At 63.5% G+C, this 22272-nt stretch carries 23 protein-coding genes; 12 read left to right on the top strand and 11 right to left on the bottom strand.

From position 1 onward, the window contains the following. Nucleotides 1–151 precede the first annotated feature (151 nt). From radA to NMG46_RS25860, 6 genes are all read left to right on the top strand, one after another. A complete protein-coding gene (radA, locus tag NMG46_RS25885) occupies nucleotides 152–1570 on the top strand; it encodes a DNA repair protein RadA (RefSeq protein WP_254820239.1) in 1419 nt (472 codons plus the stop codon). A 46-nt stretch (nucleotides 1571–1616) separates the two neighbouring features. Beyond that, nucleotides 1617–2288 carry a CvpA family protein gene (locus NMG46_RS25880; RefSeq protein ID WP_254820238.1) on the top strand — a complete coding sequence of 224 codons (672 nt, stop codon included), beginning with the start codon at nucleotides 1617–1619 and terminating at the stop codon, nucleotides 2286–2288. Between the two features lie 132 nt (nucleotides 2289–2420). After that, entirely contained in the window at nucleotides 2421–3890 is a 1470-nt protein-coding gene (purF, locus tag NMG46_RS25875; protein WP_254820237.1) for an amidophosphoribosyltransferase, read from the top strand. A 74-nt stretch (nucleotides 3891–3964) separates the two neighbouring features. Further along, entirely contained in the window at nucleotides 3965–4705 is a 741-nt protein-coding gene (locus tag NMG46_RS25870; protein WP_254820236.1) for an SDR family NAD(P)-dependent oxidoreductase, read from the top strand. Nucleotides 4706–4785: 80 nt separating this feature from the next. Continuing rightward, nucleotides 4786–5415, top strand: a complete 630-nt coding sequence (locus NMG46_RS25865) for a hypothetical protein (RefSeq protein ID WP_254820235.1) — start codon at nucleotides 4786–4788, stop codon at nucleotides 5413–5415. 136 nt (nucleotides 5416–5551) lie between these two features. Further along, nucleotides 5552–5773 carry a hypothetical protein gene (locus tag NMG46_RS25860; RefSeq protein WP_254820234.1) on the top strand — a complete coding sequence of 74 codons (222 nt, stop codon included), beginning with the start codon at nucleotides 5552–5554 and terminating at the stop codon, nucleotides 5771–5773. Nucleotides 5774–5937: 164 nt separating this feature from the next. Here NMG46_RS25860 and NMG46_RS25855 read toward each other — a convergent pair whose 3' ends face one another. Continuing rightward, nucleotides 5938–6444, bottom strand: coding sequence for an OsmC family protein (locus tag NMG46_RS25855; protein ID WP_254820233.1), 507 nt, complete (start codon nucleotides 6442–6444; stop codon nucleotides 5938–5940). Between the two features lie 183 nt (nucleotides 6445–6627). On the opposite strand from NMG46_RS25855, the gene NMG46_RS25850 reads away from it, so the two are divergent. Together NMG46_RS25850 and NMG46_RS25845 are read left to right on the top strand one after the other, a co-directional pair. Continuing rightward, nucleotides 6628–6771 (top strand): hypothetical protein, encoded by a 144-nt coding sequence (locus tag NMG46_RS25850; protein ID WP_254820232.1) that lies wholly within the window; start codon nucleotides 6628–6630, stop codon nucleotides 6769–6771. Between the two features lie 19 nt (nucleotides 6772–6790). Further along, nucleotides 6791–7681: a DMT family transporter gene (locus tag NMG46_RS25845; RefSeq protein WP_254820231.1), complete on the top strand. Its 891-nt coding sequence runs from the start codon at nucleotides 6791–6793 to the stop codon at nucleotides 7679–7681. A gap of 194 nt (nucleotides 7682–7875) precedes the next feature. On the opposite strand, the gene NMG46_RS25840 is transcribed toward NMG46_RS25845, so the two are convergent. Next, nucleotides 7876–8730: a LysR substrate-binding domain-containing protein gene (locus tag NMG46_RS25840; protein ID WP_254820230.1), complete on the bottom strand. Its 855-nt coding sequence runs from the start codon at nucleotides 8728–8730 to the stop codon at nucleotides 7876–7878. A 114-nt stretch (nucleotides 8731–8844) separates the two neighbouring features. Here NMG46_RS25840 and NMG46_RS25835 point away from each other — a divergent pair, with 114 nt between their 5' ends. Continuing rightward, nucleotides 8845–9252 (top strand): 4-oxalocrotonate tautomerase family protein, encoded by a 408-nt coding sequence (locus tag NMG46_RS25835; protein WP_254820229.1) that lies wholly within the window; start codon nucleotides 8845–8847, stop codon nucleotides 9250–9252. A 139-nt stretch (nucleotides 9253–9391) separates the two neighbouring features. Then, a complete protein-coding gene (locus NMG46_RS25830) occupies nucleotides 9392–11614 on the top strand; it encodes an AMP-binding protein (protein WP_254820246.1) in 2223 nt (740 codons plus the stop codon). 18 nt (nucleotides 11615–11632) lie between these two features. Here NMG46_RS25830 and NMG46_RS25825 read toward each other — a convergent pair whose 3' ends face one another. The 4 genes from NMG46_RS25825 to NMG46_RS25810 form a co-directional block, all read right to left on the bottom strand. After that, a complete protein-coding gene (locus NMG46_RS25825; protein WP_254820228.1) occupies nucleotides 11633–11896 on the bottom strand; it encodes a hypothetical protein in 264 nt (87 codons plus the stop codon). Nucleotides 11897–12085: 189 nt separating this feature from the next. Continuing rightward, nucleotides 12086–12901 carry a phosphatidylcholine/phosphatidylserine synthase gene (locus NMG46_RS25820; RefSeq protein WP_254820227.1) on the bottom strand — a complete coding sequence of 272 codons (816 nt, stop codon included), beginning with the start codon at nucleotides 12899–12901 and terminating at the stop codon, nucleotides 12086–12088. Between the two features lie 3 nt (nucleotides 12902–12904). Then, nucleotides 12905–13603 (bottom strand): phosphatidylserine decarboxylase, encoded by a 699-nt coding sequence (locus tag NMG46_RS25815; protein ID WP_254820226.1) that lies wholly within the window; start codon nucleotides 13601–13603, stop codon nucleotides 12905–12907. A 127-nt stretch (nucleotides 13604–13730) separates the two neighbouring features. Next, a complete protein-coding gene (locus tag NMG46_RS25810; RefSeq protein WP_254820225.1) occupies nucleotides 13731–14879 on the bottom strand; it encodes a DUF4375 domain-containing protein in 1149 nt (382 codons plus the stop codon). A gap of 415 nt (nucleotides 14880–15294) precedes the next feature. Here NMG46_RS25810 and NMG46_RS25805 point away from each other — a divergent pair, with 415 nt between their 5' ends. Continuing rightward, nucleotides 15295–16161, top strand: coding sequence for an SMP-30/gluconolactonase/LRE family protein (locus tag NMG46_RS25805; RefSeq protein WP_254820224.1), 867 nt, complete (start codon nucleotides 15295–15297; stop codon nucleotides 16159–16161). Between the two features lie 5 nt (nucleotides 16162–16166). Here NMG46_RS25805 and NMG46_RS25800 read toward each other — a convergent pair whose 3' ends face one another. The 4 genes from NMG46_RS25800 to NMG46_RS25785 form a co-directional block, all read right to left on the bottom strand. Beyond that, nucleotides 16167–16514 (bottom strand): antibiotic biosynthesis monooxygenase, encoded by a 348-nt coding sequence (locus NMG46_RS25800; RefSeq protein WP_254820223.1) that lies wholly within the window; start codon nucleotides 16512–16514, stop codon nucleotides 16167–16169. An 87-nt stretch (nucleotides 16515–16601) separates the two neighbouring features. After that, nucleotides 16602–18488 carry an ABC transporter ATP-binding protein/permease gene (locus tag NMG46_RS25795; protein WP_254820222.1) on the bottom strand — a complete coding sequence of 629 codons (1887 nt, stop codon included), beginning with the start codon at nucleotides 18486–18488 and terminating at the stop codon, nucleotides 16602–16604. Nucleotides 18489–18508: 20 nt separating this feature from the next. Next, complete coding sequence (locus tag NMG46_RS25790) at nucleotides 18509–18883, bottom strand: helix-turn-helix transcriptional regulator (RefSeq protein WP_254820221.1); 375 nt, start codon at nucleotides 18881–18883, stop codon at nucleotides 18509–18511. A 60-nt stretch (nucleotides 18884–18943) separates the two neighbouring features. Then, nucleotides 18944–20374: a LysM peptidoglycan-binding domain-containing protein gene (locus NMG46_RS25785; RefSeq protein WP_254820220.1), complete on the bottom strand. Its 1431-nt coding sequence runs from the start codon at nucleotides 20372–20374 to the stop codon at nucleotides 18944–18946. A gap of 113 nt (nucleotides 20375–20487) precedes the next feature. Between NMG46_RS25785 and NMG46_RS25780 the strand changes: the two genes are divergently transcribed. Next, on the top strand, nucleotides 20488–21099 hold the full coding sequence (locus tag NMG46_RS25780; protein ID WP_254820219.1) for a TIGR00730 family Rossman fold protein: 612 nt from the start codon (nucleotides 20488–20490) through the stop codon (nucleotides 21097–21099). 139 nt (nucleotides 21100–21238) lie between these two features. Here the strand turns inward: NMG46_RS25780 and rarD are convergent, their stop codons facing one another. Beyond that, the gene (gene rarD / locus NMG46_RS25775) at nucleotides 21239–22171 is read right to left on the bottom strand and encodes an EamA family transporter RarD (RefSeq protein ID WP_254820218.1); all 933 of its coding nucleotides are present in this window, start codon (nucleotides 22169–22171) and stop codon (nucleotides 21239–21241) included. Nucleotides 22172–22272: the final 101 nt, after the last annotated feature.

Here is a 22272-nt window from a genome sequence, read left to right as displayed (position 1 = left end):
TCACCCTACCCGGCTCTCTAATATGGGACGCTGGAGATTGGCGAAATCCGAAGCGCAATCCGATCTCCCCCCAAGCGGGGGAGATGTCCGGCAGGACAGAGGGGGGCGCTGTCCCGCCGACCTGTCTTTCAATTATCGCAGGCCGTGCCTGATGGCCAAGTCCCGCGTCCAGTTCATCTGCCAGAATTGCGGTTCGGTGCATCAGCGCTGGGCCGGCAAATGCGATGCCTGCGGCGAGTGGAACACGCTGGTCGAGGAAGGCACGTCCGGCGGCATAGGCTCGGGTCCGGCCAACACCCGCAATGCGCGAAAGGGCCGCGCCGTGGTGCTGACGACGCTGTCCGGCGACATCGAGGATGCGCCGCGCATTGTCTCCGGCATCGGCGAGCTCGACCGCGCCACCGGCGGCGGCTTCGTGCGCGGCTCGGCGCTGCTGGTCGGCGGCGATCCCGGCATCGGCAAGTCGACGCTGCTCACCCAGGCCGCGGCCGCGCTGGCGGCAAAGGGCCACCGCATTGTCTATGTCTCAGGCGAAGAGGCTGTCGCCCAGATCAGGCTGCGCGCGCAGCGGCTCGGCGTCGCCGACACCCCGGTCGAGCTCGCCGCCGAGACCAATGTCGAGGACATCCTCGCCACCATCGCCGACGGCAAGCGGCCGGATCTGGTCATTCTCGATTCGATCCAGACGCTGTGGACCGACATGGCCGATTCGGCGCCCGGCACGGTGACCCAGGTGCGTGCCGCCGCCCAGGCGATGATCCGCTATGCAAAATCCACAGGGGCGGCGATCGTTCTGGTCGGCCATGTCACCAAGGAGGGCCAGATCGCCGGCCCACGCGTCGTCGAGCACATGGTCGACGCGGTGCTCTATTTCGAGGGCGAAGGCGGCCACCACTTCCGTATCCTGCGCACGGTCAAGAATCGATTCGGGCCAACCGACGAGATCGGCGTCTTCGAAATGTCGGACAAGGGCTTGCGGGAAGTCGCCAACCCGTCCGAGCTTTTCCTCGGCGAGCGCCATGCGAAGTCGCCGGGTGCCGCGGTTTTCGCCGGGATGGAGGGCACACGGCCGGTGCTGGTCGAGATCCAGGCGCTGGTGGCGCCGTCGACGCTGGGCACGCCGCGCCGCGCCGTCGTCGGCTGGGACGGTGCCCGGCTATCGATGATCCTGGCGGTTCTGGAAGCTCATTGCGGCGTCCGCTTCGGCACCCACGACGTCTATCTCAACGTTGCCGGCGGCTACCGCATTTCGGAGCCGGCGGCCGACCTGGCAGTGGCGGCGGCACTGGTTTCCTCGCTCACCGGTCTTGCCCTTCCCGCCGATTGCGTCTATTTCGGCGAAATCAGCCTTTCGGGTGCGGTGAGGCCGGTTGCGCACGCGCAGCAGCGCCTCAAGGAAGCCGAAAAGCTGGGTTTCGGAAGCGCGGTTCTGCCCTTGGGCAGCGAGGAACTTGTCGGTGGTAATGGGGTCGGGGGGATCGGAGCCGGCGCTTTCCAGCCCACCGAGCTTGCCGATCTCGTGGCGCGCATAGCCGGCTCACGGCGCAGCCGCGTCGACGAGCGAGAGTGATGCGGCTCGTCGAGCCGCGAAAAAGAGATCGGAGTGGGGCGAAAACATGCCGATTACGCTGCTTGACGGAATTCTCGTCGGCTTCACCCTGGTCTCGGCGATGCTCGCCATGGTTCGAGGCTTTTCGCGCGAGATCCTGTCGATCATCTCCTGGGCAGCCGCTGCAGCGGCCGCCTTCTTCTTCTACAAGCCGGTGCTGCCTTACATTCAGCCCTATATCGACAACGAAAAGGCCGCCATGGCAGCGGCCGCCGGTATCGTCTTCATTGTCGCGCTGATCGTCGTTTCGGTCATCACCATGAAGCTCGCCGACTGGATCATCGATTCCAGGATCGGCGCGCTCGATCGTACACTTGGCTTCCTCTATGGCGCGGCGCGCGGTATCCTGGTCGTCGCTGTTGCTCTGCTTTTCTTCAATTGGCTGGCCGGCGCCAAGGCCCCAGGCTGGATTGCCAACGCCAAGTCAAAGCCGCTGCTCGAATCGATCGGCGCCAAGCTCGAAAGCCTGCTGCCCGAGGATCCGGAAAACGCTATCCTTAACAAGCTCAATCCGAATCAGCCAGCCACCGAGACGCCTCTGGCCCCAGACGCGCCTGCAGCGGAAGCACCTGCCGCCGGCGACGACGCCACCGCTCCGGCACCCGATGACAGCGACGCGCCACCGGCCGACAATGCGCCCGCGACGCCGGCACCTGCAAACCCGGCGCCGGCAAACTGATTTCGACAGACTTGCCAATCTGCAGACTTGGCGAGGCATCAAGACTGACGATCATGTGAACGCCGCACGACGTGCGTTGCTTTCGATGCGCTATGACCTTATATGGCGACTTTAGCGGAGCTTGAGCCCCCAATGGCAGACGCAGACGACGTGCTTTCCGCCGAAGCCGACGACCATTTCCACGACGAATGCGGCGTGTTCGGCATTTTCGGCCGGCAGGACGCCGCAGCCATCGTAACGCTCGGCCTGCATGCGTTGCAGCATCGAGGCCAGGAAGCGGCCGGCATCGTTTCCTACGACGGCACCCAATTCCATGTCGAACGCCATGTCGGCCTGATCGGCGACACCTTCACCAAGCAGCGTGTCATCGACAGCCTGCAAGGCAACCGTGCCATCGGCCACACGCGCTACGCCACCACCGGCGGCTCCGGCCTGCGCAACATCCAGCCTTTCTTCGCCGAACTTGCCGATGGCGGCTTTGCCGTCGCCCACAACGGCAATCTCACCAACGCCATGACCGTGCAGCGCGCGCTGCAGAAGCAAGGCGCCATCTTCTCTTCCACCTCCGATACCGAGACGCTTTTGCATCTGGTTGCCACCAGCAAGGAGCGCGACCTGAATTCGCGCTTTATCGATGCGGTGCGCCAGGTCGAAGGCGCCTTCTCGCTGGTGGCGATGACGTCCAAGAAGATGATCGGCTGCCGCGACCCGCTCGGCATCCGCCCGCTGGTACTCGGCGATCTCGACGGTGCCTGGATCCTCGCCTCGGAAACCTGTGCGCTCGATATCATCGGGGCGCGTTTCGTGCGTGACCTGAAGCCCGGCGAAATGGTCGTCGTCACCAGCAAGGGGATCGAAAGCCTATTCCCGTTCGAGCCGCAGAAGACCCGCTTCTGCATTTTCGAATATGTCTATTTCGCGCGGCCGGATTCGTCTGTCGAAGGCCGCAATGTCTACGAAGTGCGCAAGCGCATCGGCGCCGAGCTGGCGCAGGAAAGTCCGGTCGAGGCCGACATCGTCGTGCCGGTGCCGGATTCGGGCACGCCGGCGGCGATCGGCTTTTCACAGGCCGCGGGCATTCCGTTCGAGCTCGGCATCATCCGCAACCACTATGTCGGCCGTACCTTCATTCAGCCCGGCGATTCGATCCGCCACATGGGCGTCAAGCTCAAGCACAACGCCAATCGGCGCATGATCGAAGGCAAGCGCGTGGTTCTGGTGGACGATTCGATCGTGCGCGGCACCACCAGCCAGAAGATCGTGCAGATGGTGCGCGATGCCGGCGCCAAGGAAGTGCATATGCGCATTGCCTCGCCGCCGACGCGCGCCTCCTGCTTTTACGGCGTCGACACCCCGGAGAAATCGAAGCTGCTGGCATCGCGCATGTCGGTGGAGGAGATGGCCGAGTTCATCCGCGTCGATTCGCTCGGCTTCCTCTCGATAGACGGGCTCTATCGTGCCGTCGGCGAAGCTGGCCGCGACAACGAGCAGCCGCAATTCTGCGACGCCTGCTTCACCGGCCAGTATCCGACCCGGCTTGCCGATTTCGAAGGCTCCGACAATGTGCGCACGCTGTCGCTGTTAGCGGCCGGCGGGTCGTAGGCCTTGCCGGTCCGTTTGTCTCCGTCCCCTTGGCCCCTTACGGCGGTTTCACCTTGCCTGTCGGAATCCATCGTATGAGCCTTGACCTCTCCGGCCGCGTTGCGGTCGTCACCGGCGCCTCGCGCGGTATCGGCTATTTCATCGCCAGGGAGCTTGCCGCGGCCGGTGCGCATGTGATTGCAGTTGCTCGCACCGTCGGCGGGTTGGAAGAACTCGACGACCAGATCAAGGCAGGCGGCGGGCAGGCGACGCTGGTCCCGCTCGATCTTGCCGACATGGCGGGGATCGACCGGCTGGGCGGCGCCATCCACGAGCGCTGGGGCAAGCTCGACATACTGGTCGCCAACGCCGCTGTGCTCGGCGTCATCGCCCCGATCGGCCATGTCGAGGCCAAGACCTTCGAGAAGGTGATGACCATCAACGTCACCGCAACATGGCGGCTGATCCGCTCGGTCGACCCGCTGCTCAGGCTTTCCGATGCCGGCCGTGCTATCGTGCTGAGCTCCAGCCTTGCCCACTCCGCGCGCGCCTTCTGGGCGCCTTATGCGGCGTCGAAGGCGGCGGTCGAGGCCATGACGCGTTCATGGGCGCATGAGACCGAAAACCTGCCGCTCAGGGTCAATGCCGCCGATCCCGGGGCAACGCGCACCGCGATGCGGGCGCAGGCCGTACCCGGCGAGGATCCTGAAACACTGCCGCACCCTTCGGAGATCGCCAAGCGTATCGTGCCGCTGGCCAGCCCTACGCTCAAGGAGACCGGGCTGATCTTCCAGGCCAAGCACAATCGCTTTGTCGCCTACCGGCAGCCGGAGTAGCCACACATCGCATTTTGCCGGAAGAATTGCGCCGGCACCAACGTTATTCGGGTGCCACAATTCGAGGAACGGAGGACCATATGCGGAGACTGCTTTTCTTGACTGCCACCGCGCTGCTCGCAGTGATCGGCGCCACGTCGTCGCAGGAGGCAACGATGAGCTTTTTCGTCACCAGCGTCGGCTCCGGCAAAGGCGCCGATCTCGGCGGTGTGGCCGGCGCCGACGCCCATTGTAGTTCACTGGCCGAAGCCGCGGGCGTTACCGGCAAGACATGGCGCGCTTATCTCTCGACCAGCGATACCGATGCACGCGACCGTATCGGCAAAGGCCCGTGGTTCAACGCCAAGGGCGTCAAGATCGCCGATGATGTCGCTTCCTTGCATAGCGATGCTAACGCCATCACCAAACAGACGGCACTCGACGAAAAGGGCCAAATGGTCAACGGACGCGGCGACACGCCCAACCGGCACGACGTGTTGACCGGCTCCAAGCCGGATGGCACGAAAATAGCCGACCAGACCTGCGGCGACTGGACGCTGAGCGGAGCAGAAGGTGTGGCGATGATGGGTCATCACGATCGTACCGGCCTCGATGATTCGGCAGCCGCCAAATCGTGGAATTCCTCGCATGCGTCACGCGGTGGCTGCAGCCAGGAGGCGCTGAAGGGCACCGGCGGCGACGGCCTGTTCTATTGTTTTGCGGTGAACTGAACCACAGCCGGAAAACGACCGACATCACGCGGCTGTGATGCCGTGGCTTAACGCCGCGCTTTGGCCCAGCTTTCGCCGCTGGGCCGGAGTTGCTAGGATCGTGCGACTCCCAAACAAGCAGAGCGAGGAAATACTCATGGCGGCACCGAGCGTAGCGTTAGTCTGGTATCTGGTGATCGCCGGCCCGCAAGGCGGCATGGTCGTGCTGCCCAGCACATTCGACACCCGCGAACAGTGCGCCTTCGCCATAACCGAATACCAGAAGCAACCGACGCCGGCCGGCTGGTCGGTGCAGTGCGTGCCGAGCGCCTCGCCCTTCGCCGACGAGGGCGACGCCGAGGAGCCGTCGGCGCAGTAGGAGAACGTGATCTCCCCCTCGAGGGACCCTGGGGGGACATGGCCGACAGGCCAGGCTGGTCCGACCGCGCTCGGCCTGCTGCAGCGGTTGGCGCTTCACGCGAGACAACCCTCTGTCGCCTTCGGCGACATCTCCACCCTGAGGGACCCTCAAGGGGGAGATCGTCAGCGTCGCGCGCTGACCGTCAGCTCCGGCTTCTGGCTGATGGTCTGAAACACCACGCAGTAGCGCTCGGTTAGCTTGAGCAGCGCATCGATGCGCTCCTGCGGTTCGTCGGTGTCGAGCCCAAATGTCAGCCGGATGGCGCGGAAGCCAACCGGCGCATCCCTCGCCACGCCAAGCGTGCCGCGAAAGTCGAGATCGCCTTCGGCTTCCACCGTGGCGGCCCCAAGCTTGAATTCCAGCGCCGTCGCCACTGCCTTCAGCGTGACACCGGCGCAAGCCACCAGCGCCTCCAGCAGCATGTCGCCGGAGCAGAGTTCGAGCCCGGTGCCGCCGGTCGCCGGATGCAGCCCCGCAATGGCAATCGCCCTGCCCGTCTCGACCTTGCAGGCGATCGATTGGTCGTCGATCGAGCCCTTGGCCCTGAGGGTAATCAGCGCGCGCGAGGCGTCGTCGCGATAGGCCTCCTTCAGCGGCGCCTGCATGGCCTTCAATGCGATCGCGTCCATTTCATTTCTCTCCCATAGTTGTCTGGCTTCGCCGCTTAACGGCGGTGTCGCCTGCCCCAAACGCAAGTCCCCGCTGGCGTAGCGCTTGGCAGGGTTTCGCCCGTATAGCCTGACGGTACGGGTGCCCGACATCCAACGCCTTCACACCCTCTCTCGCAACACATTCGTAAGGCCGCCGGACATATGGCCGATATCGCCATCCTGGAAACCCGCGAAAGGGTTCTTGCGGGCATCCTGTTCAACGGCGCTGCCGTCTGCTGTTTCGATGCACGACGCCTCGATCAAGCTGACACTATGGTGTCAGGATGGGGCAGCGTAAGCTGGTGAAATGACGGAATCGCTGGACATGTCAGGCACAGTGGAAAGCGCCCGCGAACGTACCCTCGGCATCATCCTGGTCTCGGCATCGGCGGCCGTCTTCGGCCTCACCGGCGTGCTGACCAAATCGATCCATGCCGACCCGCTGACCATCACCTGCTGGCGCGGCTTCGTCGGCTCGATCCTGATCAGCCTTTATGTGCTATGGCGTCGCCAGCGCTCCGGCGGTCGCGACAGCCTGCGGCTCGGCTGGCGCGGCTGGCTGCTGGCGATCGAGGGCGCGCTCGCCAGCATCGCCTTCATCTCGGCGTTCAAGTTCACCTTTGTCGCCAATGTCGCGATCATCTACGCCACCGCACCCTTCGTCACCGCGCTGCTTGCCTTCATGCTGGTCCGCGAGCCGTTCCGGCTGCAGACGCTTGCCGCCGCCGCCGTGTCACTGTGCGGTGTGGCGATCATGGTCTGGTCCGGCTTCGGCACCGGCCATCTGTTCGGCGACGGGTTGGCGCTGCTGATGACGATCGGCAGCGCGCTCTACATGATCATGGTGCGGGCCTTCCGCGACACGCCGGTGGTGTGGGCGGGTGCCGTGTCGGCGTTCCTCCTGTTCGTGCTCGGCTGGCTCATCACCGATCCGCTGGCCGTCTCGGCCAGGGACGCTGTGCTTCTAGCCACCTTCGGCGCCTCGTTCGCGCTGGCCTCGATCCTGTGGACGGAGGGCACCCGGCTTATTCCGGCGGCCGAGTCAGGATTGCTGGGCTCGGCCGAAGTGCCATTCGCGATCCTGTTTGCCTTCCTGTTCCTCGCGGAGATCCCGCCGGCAGCCAGCATGCTCGGCGGGGCCATCGTGCTTTGCGCGGTGTTCGCTCACGCCGGCCGAGACTGGTTGATGGCCAGGCAGCGCGCAGCGGATGCATGACCAATCCTCGCCGCGTCCGAGGGCGAGTTGGCGGTCCGATCACGAGAAGTCCGTTCCTCAAAATAAATTTGAAAAGTCATGGAACCATCATAGGGCTCAGTCATTATGGCTGCGACGGGCCACCCCAAGTCCCCCCAAACCCCTCGGCCCGTCCTACTCAGAGCCGACCGCAAGGTCGGCTTTTTCTTTCTGGCTCAGTTGGCCAAGGCCAGGTTGCCGCTGAACAACGCGGCCAGATCCTGCGCTGGTCGATCGGCATCCTCACGCAAGCGGATGGCGAATTCGGCGACCGGCACTGGCGGCAGATCAAGATCGCGCGGCGCCTCGACGATGCCGGAATGAGCGAAGCGCGCCGTCCTCAACGTCAAGGCGATGCCGGCGTGCACTGCCGTGCGCAGGCCGGCAAGGCTGGCGCTGCCGGCAGCAATACGGTAGCGACGGCCGGCCGCATCGAGTGTACTGGTCGCCGCTTCGCGAAACCCGCAATGAGGATCGAGCAGTGCCAAGGGCAGTTCGTCGTGGCGGGTGGCCAGCCCATTCTGTGAGCAAAGCCAGATCATTGGTTCCTTGAGCACGCCGACTTCATCGCGTGTCGGCACCTGCCGCATGGCAATGGCCAGATCAAGGGCGCCGGCCTGCAAAGCCTGCGCCAGTTCGGCGGAACGGCCGACGCGCAATTCGATCCGGACGCGCGGATGGCTGACAGCGAAAGCCCTGAGAAGCTGCGGCAAGCCGCTGTCGGCGAAATCCTGCGTGGTGCCGATGGCGACGCGCCCGTCGGCACGCGCCCCTTTGAGGGCCAGCCACGCCTCGCGGTGCGCGGCAAGGATGCGACGCGCGTGGCCGACCAGATCCTCGCCTGCCGGCGTCAGGCCGCGTCCTCGCCCCTGCGGTACCAGCAGCGCTTCGCCGACAACATCCTCCAGCCGCTGCATCTGCGCGGTCACTGCGGACGGCGAGCGGCCGACGATCGACGCAGCCCGCGCCAGGGAACCGCCATCGACGAAAGCGAGGAAAGTCTTGAGGAGGTCGGGATCGAACACCTGCATAATTCGATACTATCAAAGTGTTTATCAGAAACAATTCGATTTTTCTGATCAAAGAACGATGGCATGATTTTCTCGACGGCGAAGAGACGCCGCTTGAAGCCGAGGAGAAGAAACATGCCGATCATCAATGTCAGCGTTACCGGCAAACCCGACACCGGTTTGTCAGCCGCCATTGCCAAGGAGGTAACTGAACTGACGGCCATGCATCTGCGCAAAGACGCAACGATTACAGCTGTTGCCATTTCCTATCACGACCCCGAGCACTGGTTCGCCGGCGGCAAGTCGCTGGCCGAGCATGGCGCCAACACGGCTTGGCTCGACATCAAGGTTGTCGACGGCACCAACACCAAGCTCGAGCTGGAGGCGTATCTGCAGGCAATTTTTGCCGCATTCGGCCGGCTTCTGGGCAAGGTGCATGAGGAAAGCTACGCCCTCGTGCATGAAGTGCCTGCGGCGGCCTATGGCTTTGGCGGCAAGACGCAGGAATTCCGCTTCATCAGCGGAAGGATGAAAGCGGCGTAGCTGCGATAGGCAGCCGAATCCAGGGATGACAGGAGAAAAGGAAAATGGAGCCGCATTGACGTTGATCCAACTTCGGCTAGGTTCTCACCCGAAGCGGCCACTGAAGAGCCGTGACGTGAGATTGTTGGGAGATGCGGCGATGATCCTGACACTGGCGCTGCTTGCGGGTCTTGTCGCGGCCTGGCTGCTGATCGGCGTGGTGGAGACGTTCCGCCTCGGCCTGCGTTTGAGCCAGGCGCTGCTCTACGTGCCGTTCAAGCTCGCCTACCGGATCAGCGACGAGCGCATCAAGATTGCCCGCAAGTCGGCGGCCCCGGTCATCTACGTCGTTTGGCATCAGTCACGCATCGAGCCGGCGCTGATGCTGTCGCTGCTGCCGGAGGACACGCTGCACATCCTCGACCAGGCTTCGGCCAGGTCGCCGTGGCTGGAGCCGTGGCGTGAGCTCGGCCGCACCATCGCCTTCAACGCCGAGCATGTCTTCGTCAGCCGCAGATTGGTGCGGGTGCTGAAGGGCAAGGGCCGGCTCGCCGTTTACCTGCCGGATGCGGTCGAGCCCGACGTCAAGTCGTTTCGGTTGTTTCGCGCCATCACCCGTATCGCCATGCAGGCCGACGCGCGCATCGTGCCGATCTTCGTTGCCGGCGCACGCAGCCTGCCGGCTTCACTGACGCCGGCGGACAAGGCGCCCCGCCACTGGTTTCCGCAGCTGTCGATCAGCGTGCTGGAGCCGATGACCATTGCCGAGCTGGTGGCGCGGAATCCCGATCAGGCCTCCAACACAAATGCGTTGTTCGATCGCTTCGCTGAGGCCAGGCTTTTCGGCAACGATCTCGATCGCGGCCTGTTTCTTGCCATGCGCGATGCCGCCGACCGGGTTGGCGCTTCGCATCCAATTGTCGAGGACGTCATTGGTGGCGCGCTGAGCTACCGGAAAATGTTCATCGGCGCCAGGGTTTTGGGCCACCGCTTCGAGGCAATTACAGCGCCGGGCGAAGCGGTTGGGCTGCTCCTGCCCAACGCCAATGGCGTCGTGCTGTCGTTCGTCGGACTTTTGTCGGCTGCGCGGGTGGCAGCAATGATCAACTATACCGCCGGCCCGGCCAGCGTCACCGCCGCCGTCCGCACGGCGATGATCCGCACCGTGGTCTCCTCACGCGCCTTTGTCGAAAAGGCCAACCTCGCCGACATCGTCGAGGCGGTGGAAAAAGGCGGGGCGAAACTGTTGTGGCTGGAGGATGTTCGCGCAAGCGTGACCGTGCTGGACAAGGCCGCAGCCGCCTTGCTGTGGCGCTGGCCGCTGCAGCGCCAGGATGCGGCCAAGCCGGCGGTGATCCTGTTCACCTCCGGCTCGGAAGGCACGCCCAAGGCCGTGGTGCTGTCGCACCGGAACCTTCTTGCCAATGCGATGCAGGCGGAAGCCCGCATCACCATCTCGCCTGCCGACATCCTGCTAAACGTGCTGCCGGTGTTCCACTCGTTCGGGTTGACCGGCGGCACCATCCTGCCCCTGGTCACCGGAGTAAAGCTGTTCCTCTACCCGTCACCGCTCCACTACAAACTTATTCCGGAGGTGGCGCGCAAGGTCCGGCCAACGGTGATGTTCGGCACCGACACGTTCCTCGCCAACTATGCCCGCACCGCCAAGGACGGCGATTTTTCCAGCCTGCGCTTCGTCGTCGCCGGTGCCGAGGCAGTGAAGCCGGAGACGCGCCGGGTTTACCGTGAGCGCTTCCAGGCCGAGATCATCGAAGGTTTTGGCTTGACCAAGGCCGCACCGGTGGTTGCCGTCAACACTGCCATCCACGGCCGCGACGGGACGGTCGGGCGGCTGCTGCCGGCCATGCGCATGAAACTCGAACCGGTCAAAGGCATTAGCGACGCCGGCCGGCTGTGGCTCGACGGGCCGAACCTGATGATGGGCTACATGACCGCCGATAGGCCGGGCGAGCTGCAGCCGCTCGAAGGCTGGCACGACACCGGCGATATCGTTTCGGTCGATCGCGAAGGCTTCATCACCATTCGCGGCCGCGCCAAGCGCTTCGCCAAGATAGCCGGCGAGATGGTATCGCTTGGTGCGGTCGAGATGCTGGTGCAGTCGCTGTGGCCGGAAGAGCATCACGCCGTGGTGGCAGTGCCGGACAAGCGGCGCGGCGAGCGCCTCGTTCTGGTCACCACCGCCGATAATGCAGATCCCGACGAATTGCGCGAATTCGGCAAAAAAGCCGGGGCGGCCGAACTGATGGTGCCGAACGACATCGTCAAGGTCGAAGAGATCCCGGTGCTGGGCTCCGGCAAGACCGACTATGTCTCGACTAGAAAGCTGGCGCTCGAGAGGCTGGGACTGAGCGCAGCCGCCTGAGGTTTGCTGTCGAAAACTCTAGAGGACCACCACCGACAACAGCAGAATGACGCCGACGGCCATCATCAGCAGGCCCGGCCAGTTCTGCGACAGGCCGAGAAAACGGAGCCCGCGCTGCCGCGGCTCCAGCGTCGGACCTGGTGTTGCGAGATTGGGCGTCGGACTATCCGGCGCGGTGGAGACAGCGGCCGGCTCACTGAGCCGCCCGCGCAAGATGGCCGCAACCGCCATATAGACGAGGCCGGCGACAGTTAGTAACGCGCCGATGAGGATAACAGCCATTTCTCCTCGTTTCCGATGGTTCTGCCCGATGCGGCAGCTTGCGCGGCGTTGACGACGTATCACGACCAGCCGCTCAAACGGACCTACCAACACAAACGGTCTGGCCGCCCAGCAAGTTCCGAAAACGGATTTTTGAGGTGCGTTCCACAGCGCCGCGTGCTCTGCGAGCCGCTCCCAAGTCAAAATCCGTCAGCCAATGTCCGACGACGGCGCCTTCTCACCCTCGCGCTTGGCGCGTCTCGAATAGGCGCGCACGCTGAACGGCAAGAAGACCAGGTAGCCGGCAACCGAAGCCGTCAGCGTATACCAGGGATAGGTCATCAAAAGCAGGACGTAGAGAACGACTGCGAGAATGATCGGCAGCACCCTGTCGCCCGGTATCCTGACGCTCTTGCCGGAATAGACGGGCAGTCTGCTGACCAGCAGGAACGCCACCAAGATTGTAAAGCCGGTGGCAATGAAGGCCGCCAGGCGGCTGGGTTCAAGCCCAAGCCTGAGGAAGAACAGATAGAGCGGCAGCATCACCAACACCGCACCCGCCGGCGCCGGCACGCCGACGAAATATTCGGTCTGCCACTGCGGACGGTCGAGCTCTTCGTCGAGCACGTTGAAACGGGCAAGCCTCATCCCACAGGCGATGGTGAACAGCAGCGCGGCGATCCAGCCCGGCGAACCTGCCCTGTCGAGTAGAAAGGCATAGAGCACCAGCGCCGGTGCCACGCCGAAATTGACGATATCGGCCAGCGAATCCATCTGGGCGCCGAATTTGGAAGTCGCCTTCAGCATTCGCGCCAGACGGCCGTCGATACCATCGAGGAAGGCGGCGAGCAGCACCATCACCACCGCTGGCTCGAAGCGGCCCTCGAAGCCGAAGCGAATACCGGACAGGCCAGCGCAGATGGCAAGCACCGTGACCAGATTGGGCAGCACCATGCGCATCGGGATTTCGCGAATGCGCGGGCCACCGCCGCCATGCGCCTCGAATTTCTTGAACGGCGGCGCCACCGGTCAGGAGATCCGCACGAGCGGCGTTGCAGCAACGCCGCCGAATTCCGCCAGCACCGTCTCACCGCCAACCGCGGTCTGGCCGACGGCGACACGCGGCGTCGCGGTCGAGGGCAGGAATACATCGACGCGCGAGCCAAAGCGGATCAGCCCAAAGCGCTCGCCGGTGCCGATGGCGCCGCCGGCCTCGGCCCAGCAGACGATGCGCCGCGCCACCAGGCCGGCAATCTGCACCGCGGCGACCGTTCCATTGGGGCTTTCGATGACCAGCCCGTTGCGCTCGTTCTCGGTGCTTGCCTTGTCGAGTTCGGCGTTGAGGAATTTTCCTGGCCGATGCTCGATCCTGGAAATGCGGCCACGCACCGGAGAGCGGTTAACGTGGCAGGAAAAGACGTTCATGAATACCGAGATGCGGGTCATTTCGCCGCCGCCGAGGTTAAGCTCGCGCGGCGGCACGGCCGGGCCAACCGCCGAGACGATGCCGTCGGCCGGGCTGACAACCAGCCGGTCGTCGATCGGCGTGACACGCTCGGGATCGCGGAAGAAATAGGCGCACCAGGCCGTCAGGATGAGACCGATCCAGAACAGGGTCGAGGAGAAATAGCCAAGAAAGAGTGTCGCCGCGCCGAACGCAGCGATAAAGGGATAACCCTCGCGATGGATCGGAACGAACGCATTCTTGATCGTGTCGACGAGGCTCATGGGATCAGGACAACCTTGGTTCCAAGTCCGGCCTCAATAGCGGAAACACCCCGCGGTCGCAACGCGACAATGGGAGCGCTCGGGGGTGGCGGTCGCCGCCGTCTCAGAACGGCCAAGCGGAATCCACTCAGGCACCCGCTGCTGCCGCTTGGTCGAAATACTCCTCGAGCTCGCGCCGATCGGCCTCCGCCAGGCTCTCTTCGTGGCTGCCGCGCAGCGCGCCGCCGTTCGGGGTCGACTGGAGGAAGAATACATGCCCGTCGGCCATAACCACCCAGTTCACAACTGCGCCGCCTTCCCTAGGCACGACCGAGTTCGCCGAGACGACAGCATCGGTCGGATCGAACCCGGCCCTGCGTAGCAAGAGGTCGACAGCGACCGGCGCATGATAGGCTGCGGCCAATTCGAGCACCGTTTCTATTGCCTGCGCTTCAACACGGGCAAGTCTCTTGCCGACGCGCGGGGCGCCGGCAGCGAATGGATTCTCGCCCGGACGCGCGACGGACGGATCCTTCGGGGCGATATATTCATAGACGGCCGCATGCGTGGGCGTGGCGACGGCTAGACGCGGCTCCTTGGCATTGGTGCGCAGCTGAAAAGCCAACAGTTTTTCGCCCTCGACGTCCAGCACCCTTGCCATGCCGAGCGCCAGCTTGACCTCGGGCCTAGGCGCCTCGGCGCATGCAAGGCCGACGCCGACATCACGCCAGCCCGTCATTTGATTGACCAGCTTGCCAACAGAACGATGGAGTAGCCTCGGCTCGCGCCGGGGATTGGCCATGGCCAGTTGATGGATGGCGTCGTCGCAGTCGGGATCGTCGACAATTTTCAGTTCGGGCCACGAAGCGATCCAACGCGCCGAAAGCGCAAGCATCGACGCGGCCTTATCGGCTTCATAGAAAAGCTCATCAAGTGTGTCGAGGAAGTCGTCACGGCCGCCTTCGAAGCCGGTCTGTTCCTCAGTCTCCTCGGGGTGCTCCGCGACCCAGGCAGCCATTTGGTCCAGAGCGCCTAGTTGTTCATGCGCGCCCATTGCGGCAAGGCCAACGCGTGCGTCGGCAATGACGTCGGCGAGAATTCCATAAACGTTGCAGTTGTGAATGAGCTGACTGTGGCCGCCATTATTCACCTGCGCCAAATAGAGGTCGGCATGGTACACCTGCATCGCCTTCTGGTTTATCTCGAAGCGCGTGTAGAGCGCCTTGCTGAGCATGGCGTCGACGAAACCGTCAACGGCTACAACGAGCTTGAAAGGCTCATCAACCGCCTGTTCCACCGCGGAGCGCGGCACAATTACCGAAGGTAACGGCCTGCCTACGAATGACTGCTCGGAGCGAGCCGGCGAAATGAGCGCCGACCGACGAAATTTCCCCTTAGCCCAGCGAGAAAATCTTTCGAACACGTCAACCCCTTTTGTGCTTTGGCAACAACAGGATTCTGCGGGCCAACGTGATTCTTGCATTTGACTTTCCCGTCCGCAAGCACCGGCCGGTTATACTTCATTGAAGAAGAATGAGTGAAGGCGCACGGCGCATCGCGCGGTTCCGTGCGGCTACTCAGGTCAAATATAAACGACGCCGTCGCCATCCTCATTGTCGGAACGCAGCACTCTCGCCCGTCCTTGGCAAGACAGCGCCTCTCATCGGCCTTTCGGCCATGACGATCTGCGCAAACCCGGAGGTTCTCGGCCCATGCAGAAATCAGCAGCTAGGCAAGTGCAAGTGGTGATGAACGGCTTGGCTTTCGGCGAGTCACCGCGCTGGCACGATGGCCGGCTGTGGTTCTGCAACTGGGGTACGGGCCAGATCATCGCCGTTGACGCCCTAGGCAACAGCGAGATCGCGCTCACCGTGCCGGCCACCCTGCCCTATTCCATTGACTGGCTGCCGGACGGGCGCCTGCTTGTCGTATCCGGCCGCGAAGGGCTGATCCTCAGGCAGGAGGCAGACGGGACATTGGTCATCCATGCCGATCTGAGACAACTATCAAAGAGCCCGTGGAACGAGATCGTCGTCGATGGACGCGGCAACATCTATGTCAATGGTGGTGGGCCTGCTCCGGGTCCCGGCCAGCATTTCGGCCCCGGCGCCATCGTGCTGGTAGCGCCTGACGGCTCGGTTCGGCAGGTAGCTGAGAACCTCGCCTTCGCCAATGGCATGGCGGTGACGCCTGACAACAAGACGCTGATCGTTGCCGAGTCCCACGCCAACCGGCTGACCGCCTTCGACATCGCTGCCGATGGCGGCCTTTCCAACCGCAGGATCTGGGCCAATCTCGGCAACGGTTTTCCCGACGGCATCTGCCTCGATGCCGAAGGTGCGGCCTGGTATGCCGATGTTCCGAACAGGCATTGCGTACGGGTGCGCGAGGGCGGCGCGATGCTCGAAAGCGTCGACGTCGACCGCGGCTGCTTCGCCTGCATGCTCGGCGGCAGCGAGGGAAAAACGCTGTTCATCGTCGCCGCCGAATGGCGCGGCTTCGAACATATGATCAGCGATGCCCGTACCGGCCAAGTGCTCAGCGTCGACGCTACTGCGCCAGGCGCCGGCTGGCCGTAGAGAGCTTACATCCCGGGAATCCGCTGATAGTTGGCAATATCGGCCTTGACGCCAAGTCGCGCAATGGTCTCCTGAGGATTGAAGCCGCTGCGCTCATGCGCAGCCTTGATGATCGGCACGACCTTGTCGACAGCGGCCTGCCCTTCCCATTCGACAATGGTCACGAGGTTGAACTCGCCCGGCCCCGAGAATTGCTCAAGCAGGAAATCCTGGACGAACCCTTGCTGCTGGCGCAGCAATTCATGCGTCATCCGGACCTTGGCAAGAATCTCCTCGCGGGCGTTGGCCGGAACGACAAACTTGTCCACCCGGAATACGCTGCCGCCACTAACTGCCTGATTTATCCCATTCATATCGATTGTCTCCGTTTTGAACGACGCATCTTGCTGCGATCCAAAACGGCCTACGATCTCAACTTAAGTTGAGGTCAAGCACGATTTTCAGCTCACCTCCGAGGTGCGGCGGCGGACGACGACGCCGAACTCGTCACTTTCGCGGGCAATGCGCAGCCGCTCCTCGGCCTCGCTTGCCTCGCGCTGGCGGTCCCACATCGATGCATAAAGGCCGCGCTTGGCCATCAAGGCGGCATGGGTGCCGCGCTCGGCGATCTGGCCGTCCTGCAGGACGATGATTTCGTCGGCGGAAATCACTGTAGACAGCCGATGGGCGATGACGAGGGTGGTGCGGCCCTGGCTGACCAGGTCGAGTGCCGCCTGGATCTCCTGCTCGGTGTGGCTGTCCAGCGCCGAGGTCGCCTCGTCGAGCATCAGGATCGGCGGAGCCTTCAAGATGGTGCGGGCAATCGCCACCCGCTGCTTCTCACCGCCGGAGAGTTTCAGCCCGCGCTCGCCCACCATTGAGCGATAGCCGTCGGGCAGCCGCTCGATGAACGGTCCGATCTGGGCCAGTTCTGCCGCCTTGCGCACATCCTCCTCGCTGGCGCCGATGCGGCCGTAGCGAATGTTGTAGGCGATGGTATCGTTGAACAGCACCGTATCCTGCGGCACCATGCCGATGGCGGCGCGCAAGCTCTCCTGCGTCACGTCGCGAATGTCCTGGCCGTCGATCAGAACCTTGCCGCGCTGGATGTCGTAGAAACGAAACAAAAGCCGCGAAATGGTCGACTTTCCGGCTCCGGAGGGACCGACAATGGCCACCGTCTTGCCTGCTGGCACCTCGAAGCTGATACCCTTCAGGATCTTGCGGTTGGCGTCGTAGGAAAAATGCACGTCACGGAACTCGACATTGCCGGCGCTGACGACCAGTGGCTTGGCGCCCGGCCGATCGACGATCTCGCGCTTGACGTCAAGCAGATCGAACATGTTTTCGATGTCGGTCAGGCCCTGGCGGATTTCGCGGTAGATCATGCCGATGAAATTCAGCGGCACCGAAAGCTGCATCAGCATGGCGTTGACGAAGACGAAGTCGCCGACGCTCTGTGTGCCTGCCTTCACCTCGAGTGCCGACAGCACCATGACGACGGTCATGCCGATGCCGAAGATCACGCCTTGGCCGAAGTTCAGCCAACCAAGCGAAGTCCAGGTCCTGGTCGCCGCCACCTCATAGCGCGCCGTGGAACGGTCGAAGCGCTCGGCCTCCATGGCTTCGTTGTTGAAATATTTGACTGTTTCGTAGTTGAGCAGCGAATCGATCGCCTTCGTGCTGGCTTCATTGTCGCTGTCGTTCATCTCGCGGCGGATCGAAATACGCCAATCGCTCGCCCTGACGGTGAACCAGACATAGAGCCAGACCGTGACCGCGATCACCAAGACGTACAGCCAGCCATAGGTGACGGCGAAGATGCCGGCGGTGAGCGCGAATTCGACGATCGTCGGCGCAGTCGCCAGCATGGTGAACCGGACGATCGTCTCGATGCCTTTAGTGCCGCGCTCGATGACGCGCGACAGTCCGCCGGTGCGCCGTTCGAGGTGGAAGCGCAGCGACAATTCGTGCATATGCACGAAGGTGCGGAAGGCGAGCCGACGCACGGCATGCTGGCCGACCCGTGCAAACAGGGCGTCGCGCAGCTGGTTGAAGCCGAGCTGCACCAGCCGCACGGCATTGTAGGCGACGACCAGCATGACCGGCGCCAGCAGGAAGGCCGGCAGCGGCGGCGGCGATTTGCCATCGCCGGCCAGTGCGTCGGTCGCCCATTTGAAGAAATAGGGTCCGGCCACTAGGGTCAGCTTGGCGACGACCAGCAGCACGGTGGCCCACACCACCCGGGCCCTCAGGTCGGCGCGGTCGGCCGGCCACATATAGGGCCAGAGATTGCGCAACGTTCTGAAGGTCGAGCCGGAATCGGCGGAAACGGTTTTCTCGGCCATTCTTGTTTACCTTTTATATCTTAGCGGCCGGAGCAGCAGGAATCGACCAGCGCGGCCAGCGATGCCGAAACATCGGCGAGCGCGGCGCGGTCGAGCTCATAGCGCGAGCGCTGGCGGTCAGGCTCGAAGCGGATCAGCCCGGCCTCGACCAGGATCTTCAAATGCTGGGAAACGGTGGACTGCGCCAGATCGAGATGCTCGACGACCTCGCGACAGCAGCACGAACGGCTGGCGGAAAGGTGTTTGAGAATTTCGATCCGCGCCGGATGCGAAAGGGCCGCGAGCCGGACAGCGACAGCGCGGCTATCCGGCGTGCATTTGGCCAGCGTGCAGTTGGCCGGCGCGCGTTCATCTGCCGCCCGGCGTCGGTCCATTACGGGGGGAGATTCGATCATCGTGCATCGGCGATAAACGATGACTGGCCCTGTCGCAAGCTATCCTGATGGGCAGAACGGCTACTCGGTCTTGACTGGCGCCGTCGTCATCTGGTCGCCCATTGCCTTGAGATCGGCGGGCTCGCCTTCCTTCGATTTCTCCGGCACCTTGAACACCTGCCCCGGCCAGATGCGGTTCGGATTGCTGATCTGGTCCTGGTTGGCGAGATAGATGGTCGAGTAGCGCATGCCTTGGCCATAGACTCGCCGCGAAATCCGCCACAGCGTGTCATGGCGGCGGATAATGACTGCGCCATCGGCATGTTCGAGCTTAGGAGCGACGGTCTCGGGAGACTCGCCCGGGGATGATGCGACGGCCATTTCGGCCGGAGCCTCGGTGGCAGGAGTGGGGGTGGTTGCCGGCGTTTCGGCGGCTGTTGCCGGTGTAGTCGGCGCGGCTTCGGTCGCCGGCGCATTCGGCTCGGCCGGTTTTATCCCGGCAGGCTTCGGCCCGGCCGGCGCCACGGCGGCAACCGCCTCGCCTGGCTCGCGCTCGAACGGCACGGCGGCACGGGCCACCACCCTCACGCCGTCGGCGTCGAGCGCGTCGACATGGATGGTGTAGGTGCCGACCGGGATGTCACGTGTCGCTTCGACCAGGAAGTGGCGGTCGGGCGAGGTCTTCGCGTCGCCGAGCAGGATATCGTTGGCATAGGCGCGCACCTTGCGGCCGGGATCAGTGACGCCGGCAATGAAAATCTTGTTGCCGTCGATTTCGACGGCTTCGACGACGACCTTGGGCTCCGCCGCGGGAGCAGCAGGCGCTGCCGGTGTGGCGGGCGCCACCGGAGCCGGTGCGGCTTCAATGGCGGCCGGCGCGGCGGCGGCCGGCAGTTCGGTGCCAGTGGCAGGCAGTGCGGCATCAGATTTTGCCTCAGGGGCCGGAACAGTGAGCAGTTCGGACGGCTTGCCCGGCTCCTCGACCATTGCCAGCACTTGGCCGGTGGAATTCTGGGGGATCGAAACGACGGCGGTCTGCGCCGAGGCGGTCACGACATTGCCAGCCGTCGAGCGCAGCGTGATCGTGTAGTCGCCGGGCTTCAGCGGATCGTCGAGAATAATGGCAAAGGCGCCGTCGGGACCGGCGACCGTCGAGCCGAGCACAGTCGAACCGTTGAGAATCTCGACCTTGGCGTTGGTTGCCGCATTGCCGGCGACGACGATCGAGCCGTTGCTTTCGACGCGCACGATGTCGAAGGTCGGCACGATTGCACCTGCTGCGGTCGGCGCAGCGGGCGCTGCCGCATCGGTGGACGCCGCGGGCGCAGGCGGCAACCGGCCCTCGGTCGCCGGAGCGACCGGTTTCGAAGCCGGCGGCGTCAGCGCCGCGACCTCCGCAGGCCGGGTAGAACTGAGATACGGGTCGAGCGCGCCCGATAGATAGGCGGTTCCCGCCGCGGCGACAGAGCCGCCAGCCGCGAACAAAAACGCCTTCAACGGATTAATTGCCATGTTTCCCTGCCCCTTAGCCACCTAATTCGGTCTAGCCTGTTTTACCAAATCCGACAAGAAAAAGCCCGCCCCAGGGCTTGACCATGCCAATAGTCCCTATCACCAATCATAACATGAACACGATTCGATCTGTCTGCGTCTATTGCGGCTCGTCCCCGGGCCGAGATGAAACTTATATCAAGGCCGGACATCTGCTTGGCCGCTCGATCGCCAAGTCCGGCCTGCGTCTGATTTATGGCGGTGGCACCAAAGGGATCATGGGTGCCGTCGCTGAAGGGGCATTAAAGGCCGGCGGCAAGGTAACCGGTATAATTCCGCGTTTCCTGATCAACCGGGAGGCGACCGAAACCGCGCTTAACCGGCTCGACGAGCTCGTCATCACCGACAATATGCATGAGCGCAAACACAGGATGTTCGAGAAATCCGACGCCTTTGTGGCGTTGCCCGGCGGCATCGGCACGGTCGAGGAGATCGTCGAGATCATGACTTGGGCCCAACTCGGCCACCACCGCAAGCCGATCGTCTTCGGTAACGTCGGAGGGTTCTGGGATCCGATGCTAGCGCTGCTCGACCACATGGCAACGGAAGGCTTCATCCACACGGCGCAACGGGTAAAGCCGCTGGTGGTCGAGGATCCGGAAGCAATCGTCGCCGCCATCATGGTGGCGGGATCGTCCGTCGACGCTCCGACGGAGGGCGTACAGTCGGTGATTGATAAGATGTAGAGTGAATAGTGAATAGTGAATAGTGAAACACAAGACGTTCCAGACCGCGCCTGTCTATCCACTACTGACTATTCACTATTCACTCCTCTCCCTACTGCCTTCCTTAAATCCGCAATAACCCGCCAGCCGCCTTTCTTCGTTACGCGGCTCGAGCGGATGCGGCGACAGTCTTGCGCACCGACGAAAACATCGACCAGGAGTACATCGCCAGCGCCGCCCAGATCAGCCCGAAGGCTATGGCCTGAACGCTGCCGAAAGGTTCGCCGAAAATCAGCACCGCGATCAAAAAGACGATGGTCGGCGCGATATATTGCATGATGCCGATGGTGGAGAGGCGCAGCAGCCTGGCGCCAAACGCAAACAACAGCAGCGGCACGGCGGTGACCGGCCCGCAGCCGATCAGCAAGGCGGTGTCGTTCAACGAGCTGGAGACGAAATGATCCTGTCCTGTGGCGATCAGGAAAATGATGTAGCCGAGCGCCGGCACCGACAGCAGCAGCACTTCAAGCAGGAAGCCCTGGCTCGGGCCGATTGGCAGCGTCTTGCGGAAGAAGGCATAGGCGGCAAAGGAAAAGGCCAGCACCAGCGACACCCAAGGCAGCTTGCCGGCGTCGATGGTCAGCACCGCGACGGCGATTGCCGCGAGCACCACCGCCACGATCTGTAGGCGGTCGAGCCGTTCGCCGAGCAGCAGCGCGCCGACAACGACGCTGACCAGCGGGTTGATGTAGTAGCCAAGCGCGGTCTCGATGGTGCGGTCGACCGCGATCGCCCAGACATAGATGCCCCAGTTGACCGAGATCAGCGCCGCCGTCAGCACCGCCATCGAAATGATGCGCGGCGAACGAACTGCCGCTTTGAAATCGGCAGTCCTGCCTGCCCAGACCAGGACAGCGGCGGCGATCGGCACTGACCAGACGATGCGGTGGGCGATGACTTCGGCCAGCGGCAGATGCGCGACAGCCTTCATGTAGAAGGGCAGCAGCCCCCAAAGCAGGTAGGCGCCAAGCGCCAGCAGAAAACCGCGACGAGCTTTGGTGTCGGCCTCGATGTGAAGTGCTTGGGTAGTCATGGGCGAAGGCTATGCGCCAGCGGCTTGCCCAAAACCATCGCAAATTGCTGATGGATCAATGGAGTCTCGCTGATGGTTCAACCCGACCACCAAACATTGAA

Origin of the sequence: Mesorhizobium sp. LMG 17147 (assembly GCF_024297145.1) — a bacterium.
Classification (GTDB): Bacteria; Pseudomonadota; Alphaproteobacteria; order Rhizobiales; family Rhizobiaceae; genus Mesorhizobium.
This window is presented reverse-complemented; position numbering and strand designations above follow the sequence as displayed.

Excerpts from the sequence above, each read along its gene's own strand:
- NMG46_RS25860 (WP_254820234.1), top strand. The coding sequence starts at position 5,552 with ATGGCGGCACCGAGCGTAGCGTTAGTCTGGTATCTGGTGATCGCCGGC.
- NMG46_RS25835 (WP_254820229.1), top strand. The coding sequence starts at position 8,845 with ATGCCGATCATCAATGTCAGCGTTACCGGCAAACCCGACACCGGTTTG.
- NMG46_RS25825 (WP_254820228.1), bottom strand. The coding sequence starts at position 11,896 with ATGGCTGTTATCCTCATCGGCGCGTTACTAACTGTCGCCGGCCTCGTC.
- rarD (WP_254820218.1), bottom strand. The coding sequence starts at position 22,171 with ATGACTACCCAAGCACTTCACATCGAGGCCGACACCAAAGCTCGTCGC.
- NMG46_RS25795 (WP_254820222.1), bottom strand. The coding sequence starts at position 18,488 with ATGGCCGAGAAAACCGTTTCCGCCGATTCCGGCTCGACCTTCAGAACG.
- NMG46_RS25865 (WP_254820235.1), top strand. The coding sequence starts at position 4,786 with ATGCGGAGACTGCTTTTCTTGACTGCCACCGCGCTGCTCGCAGTGATC.
- radA (WP_254820239.1), top strand. The coding sequence starts at position 152 with ATGGCCAAGTCCCGCGTCCAGTTCATCTGCCAGAATTGCGGTTCGGTG.
- NMG46_RS25790 (WP_254820221.1), bottom strand. The coding sequence starts at position 18,883 with ATGATCGAATCTCCCCCCGTAATGGACCGACGCCGGGCGGCAGATGAA.
- NMG46_RS25780 (WP_254820219.1), top strand. The coding sequence starts at position 20,488 with ATGAACACGATTCGATCTGTCTGCGTCTATTGCGGCTCGTCCCCGGGC.
- NMG46_RS25800 (WP_254820223.1), bottom strand. The coding sequence starts at position 16,514 with ATGAATGGGATAAATCAGGCAGTTAGTGGCGGCAGCGTATTCCGGGTG.
- NMG46_RS25805 (WP_254820224.1), top strand. The coding sequence starts at position 15,295 with ATGCAGAAATCAGCAGCTAGGCAAGTGCAAGTGGTGATGAACGGCTTG.
- purF (WP_254820237.1), top strand. The coding sequence starts at position 2,421 with ATGGCAGACGCAGACGACGTGCTTTCCGCCGAAGCCGACGACCATTTC.
- NMG46_RS25845 (WP_254820231.1), top strand. The coding sequence starts at position 6,791 with ATGTCAGGCACAGTGGAAAGCGCCCGCGAACGTACCCTCGGCATCATC.
- NMG46_RS25880 (WP_254820238.1), top strand. The coding sequence starts at position 1,617 with ATGCCGATTACGCTGCTTGACGGAATTCTCGTCGGCTTCACCCTGGTC.
- NMG46_RS25785 (WP_254820220.1), bottom strand. The coding sequence starts at position 20,374 with ATGGCAATTAATCCGTTGAAGGCGTTTTTGTTCGCGGCTGGCGGCTCT.
- NMG46_RS25855 (WP_254820233.1), bottom strand. The coding sequence starts at position 6,444 with ATGGACGCGATCGCATTGAAGGCCATGCAGGCGCCGCTGAAGGAGGCC.
- NMG46_RS25870 (WP_254820236.1), top strand. The coding sequence starts at position 3,965 with ATGAGCCTTGACCTCTCCGGCCGCGTTGCGGTCGTCACCGGCGCCTCG.
- NMG46_RS25850 (WP_254820232.1), top strand. The coding sequence starts at position 6,628 with ATGGCCGATATCGCCATCCTGGAAACCCGCGAAAGGGTTCTTGCGGGC.
- NMG46_RS25830 (WP_254820246.1), top strand. The coding sequence starts at position 9,392 with ATGATCCTGACACTGGCGCTGCTTGCGGGTCTTGTCGCGGCCTGGCTG.
- NMG46_RS25840 (WP_254820230.1), bottom strand. The coding sequence starts at position 8,730 with ATGCAGGTGTTCGATCCCGACCTCCTCAAGACTTTCCTCGCTTTCGTC.
- NMG46_RS25815 (WP_254820226.1), bottom strand. The coding sequence starts at position 13,603 with ATGAGCCTCGTCGACACGATCAAGAATGCGTTCGTTCCGATCCATCGC.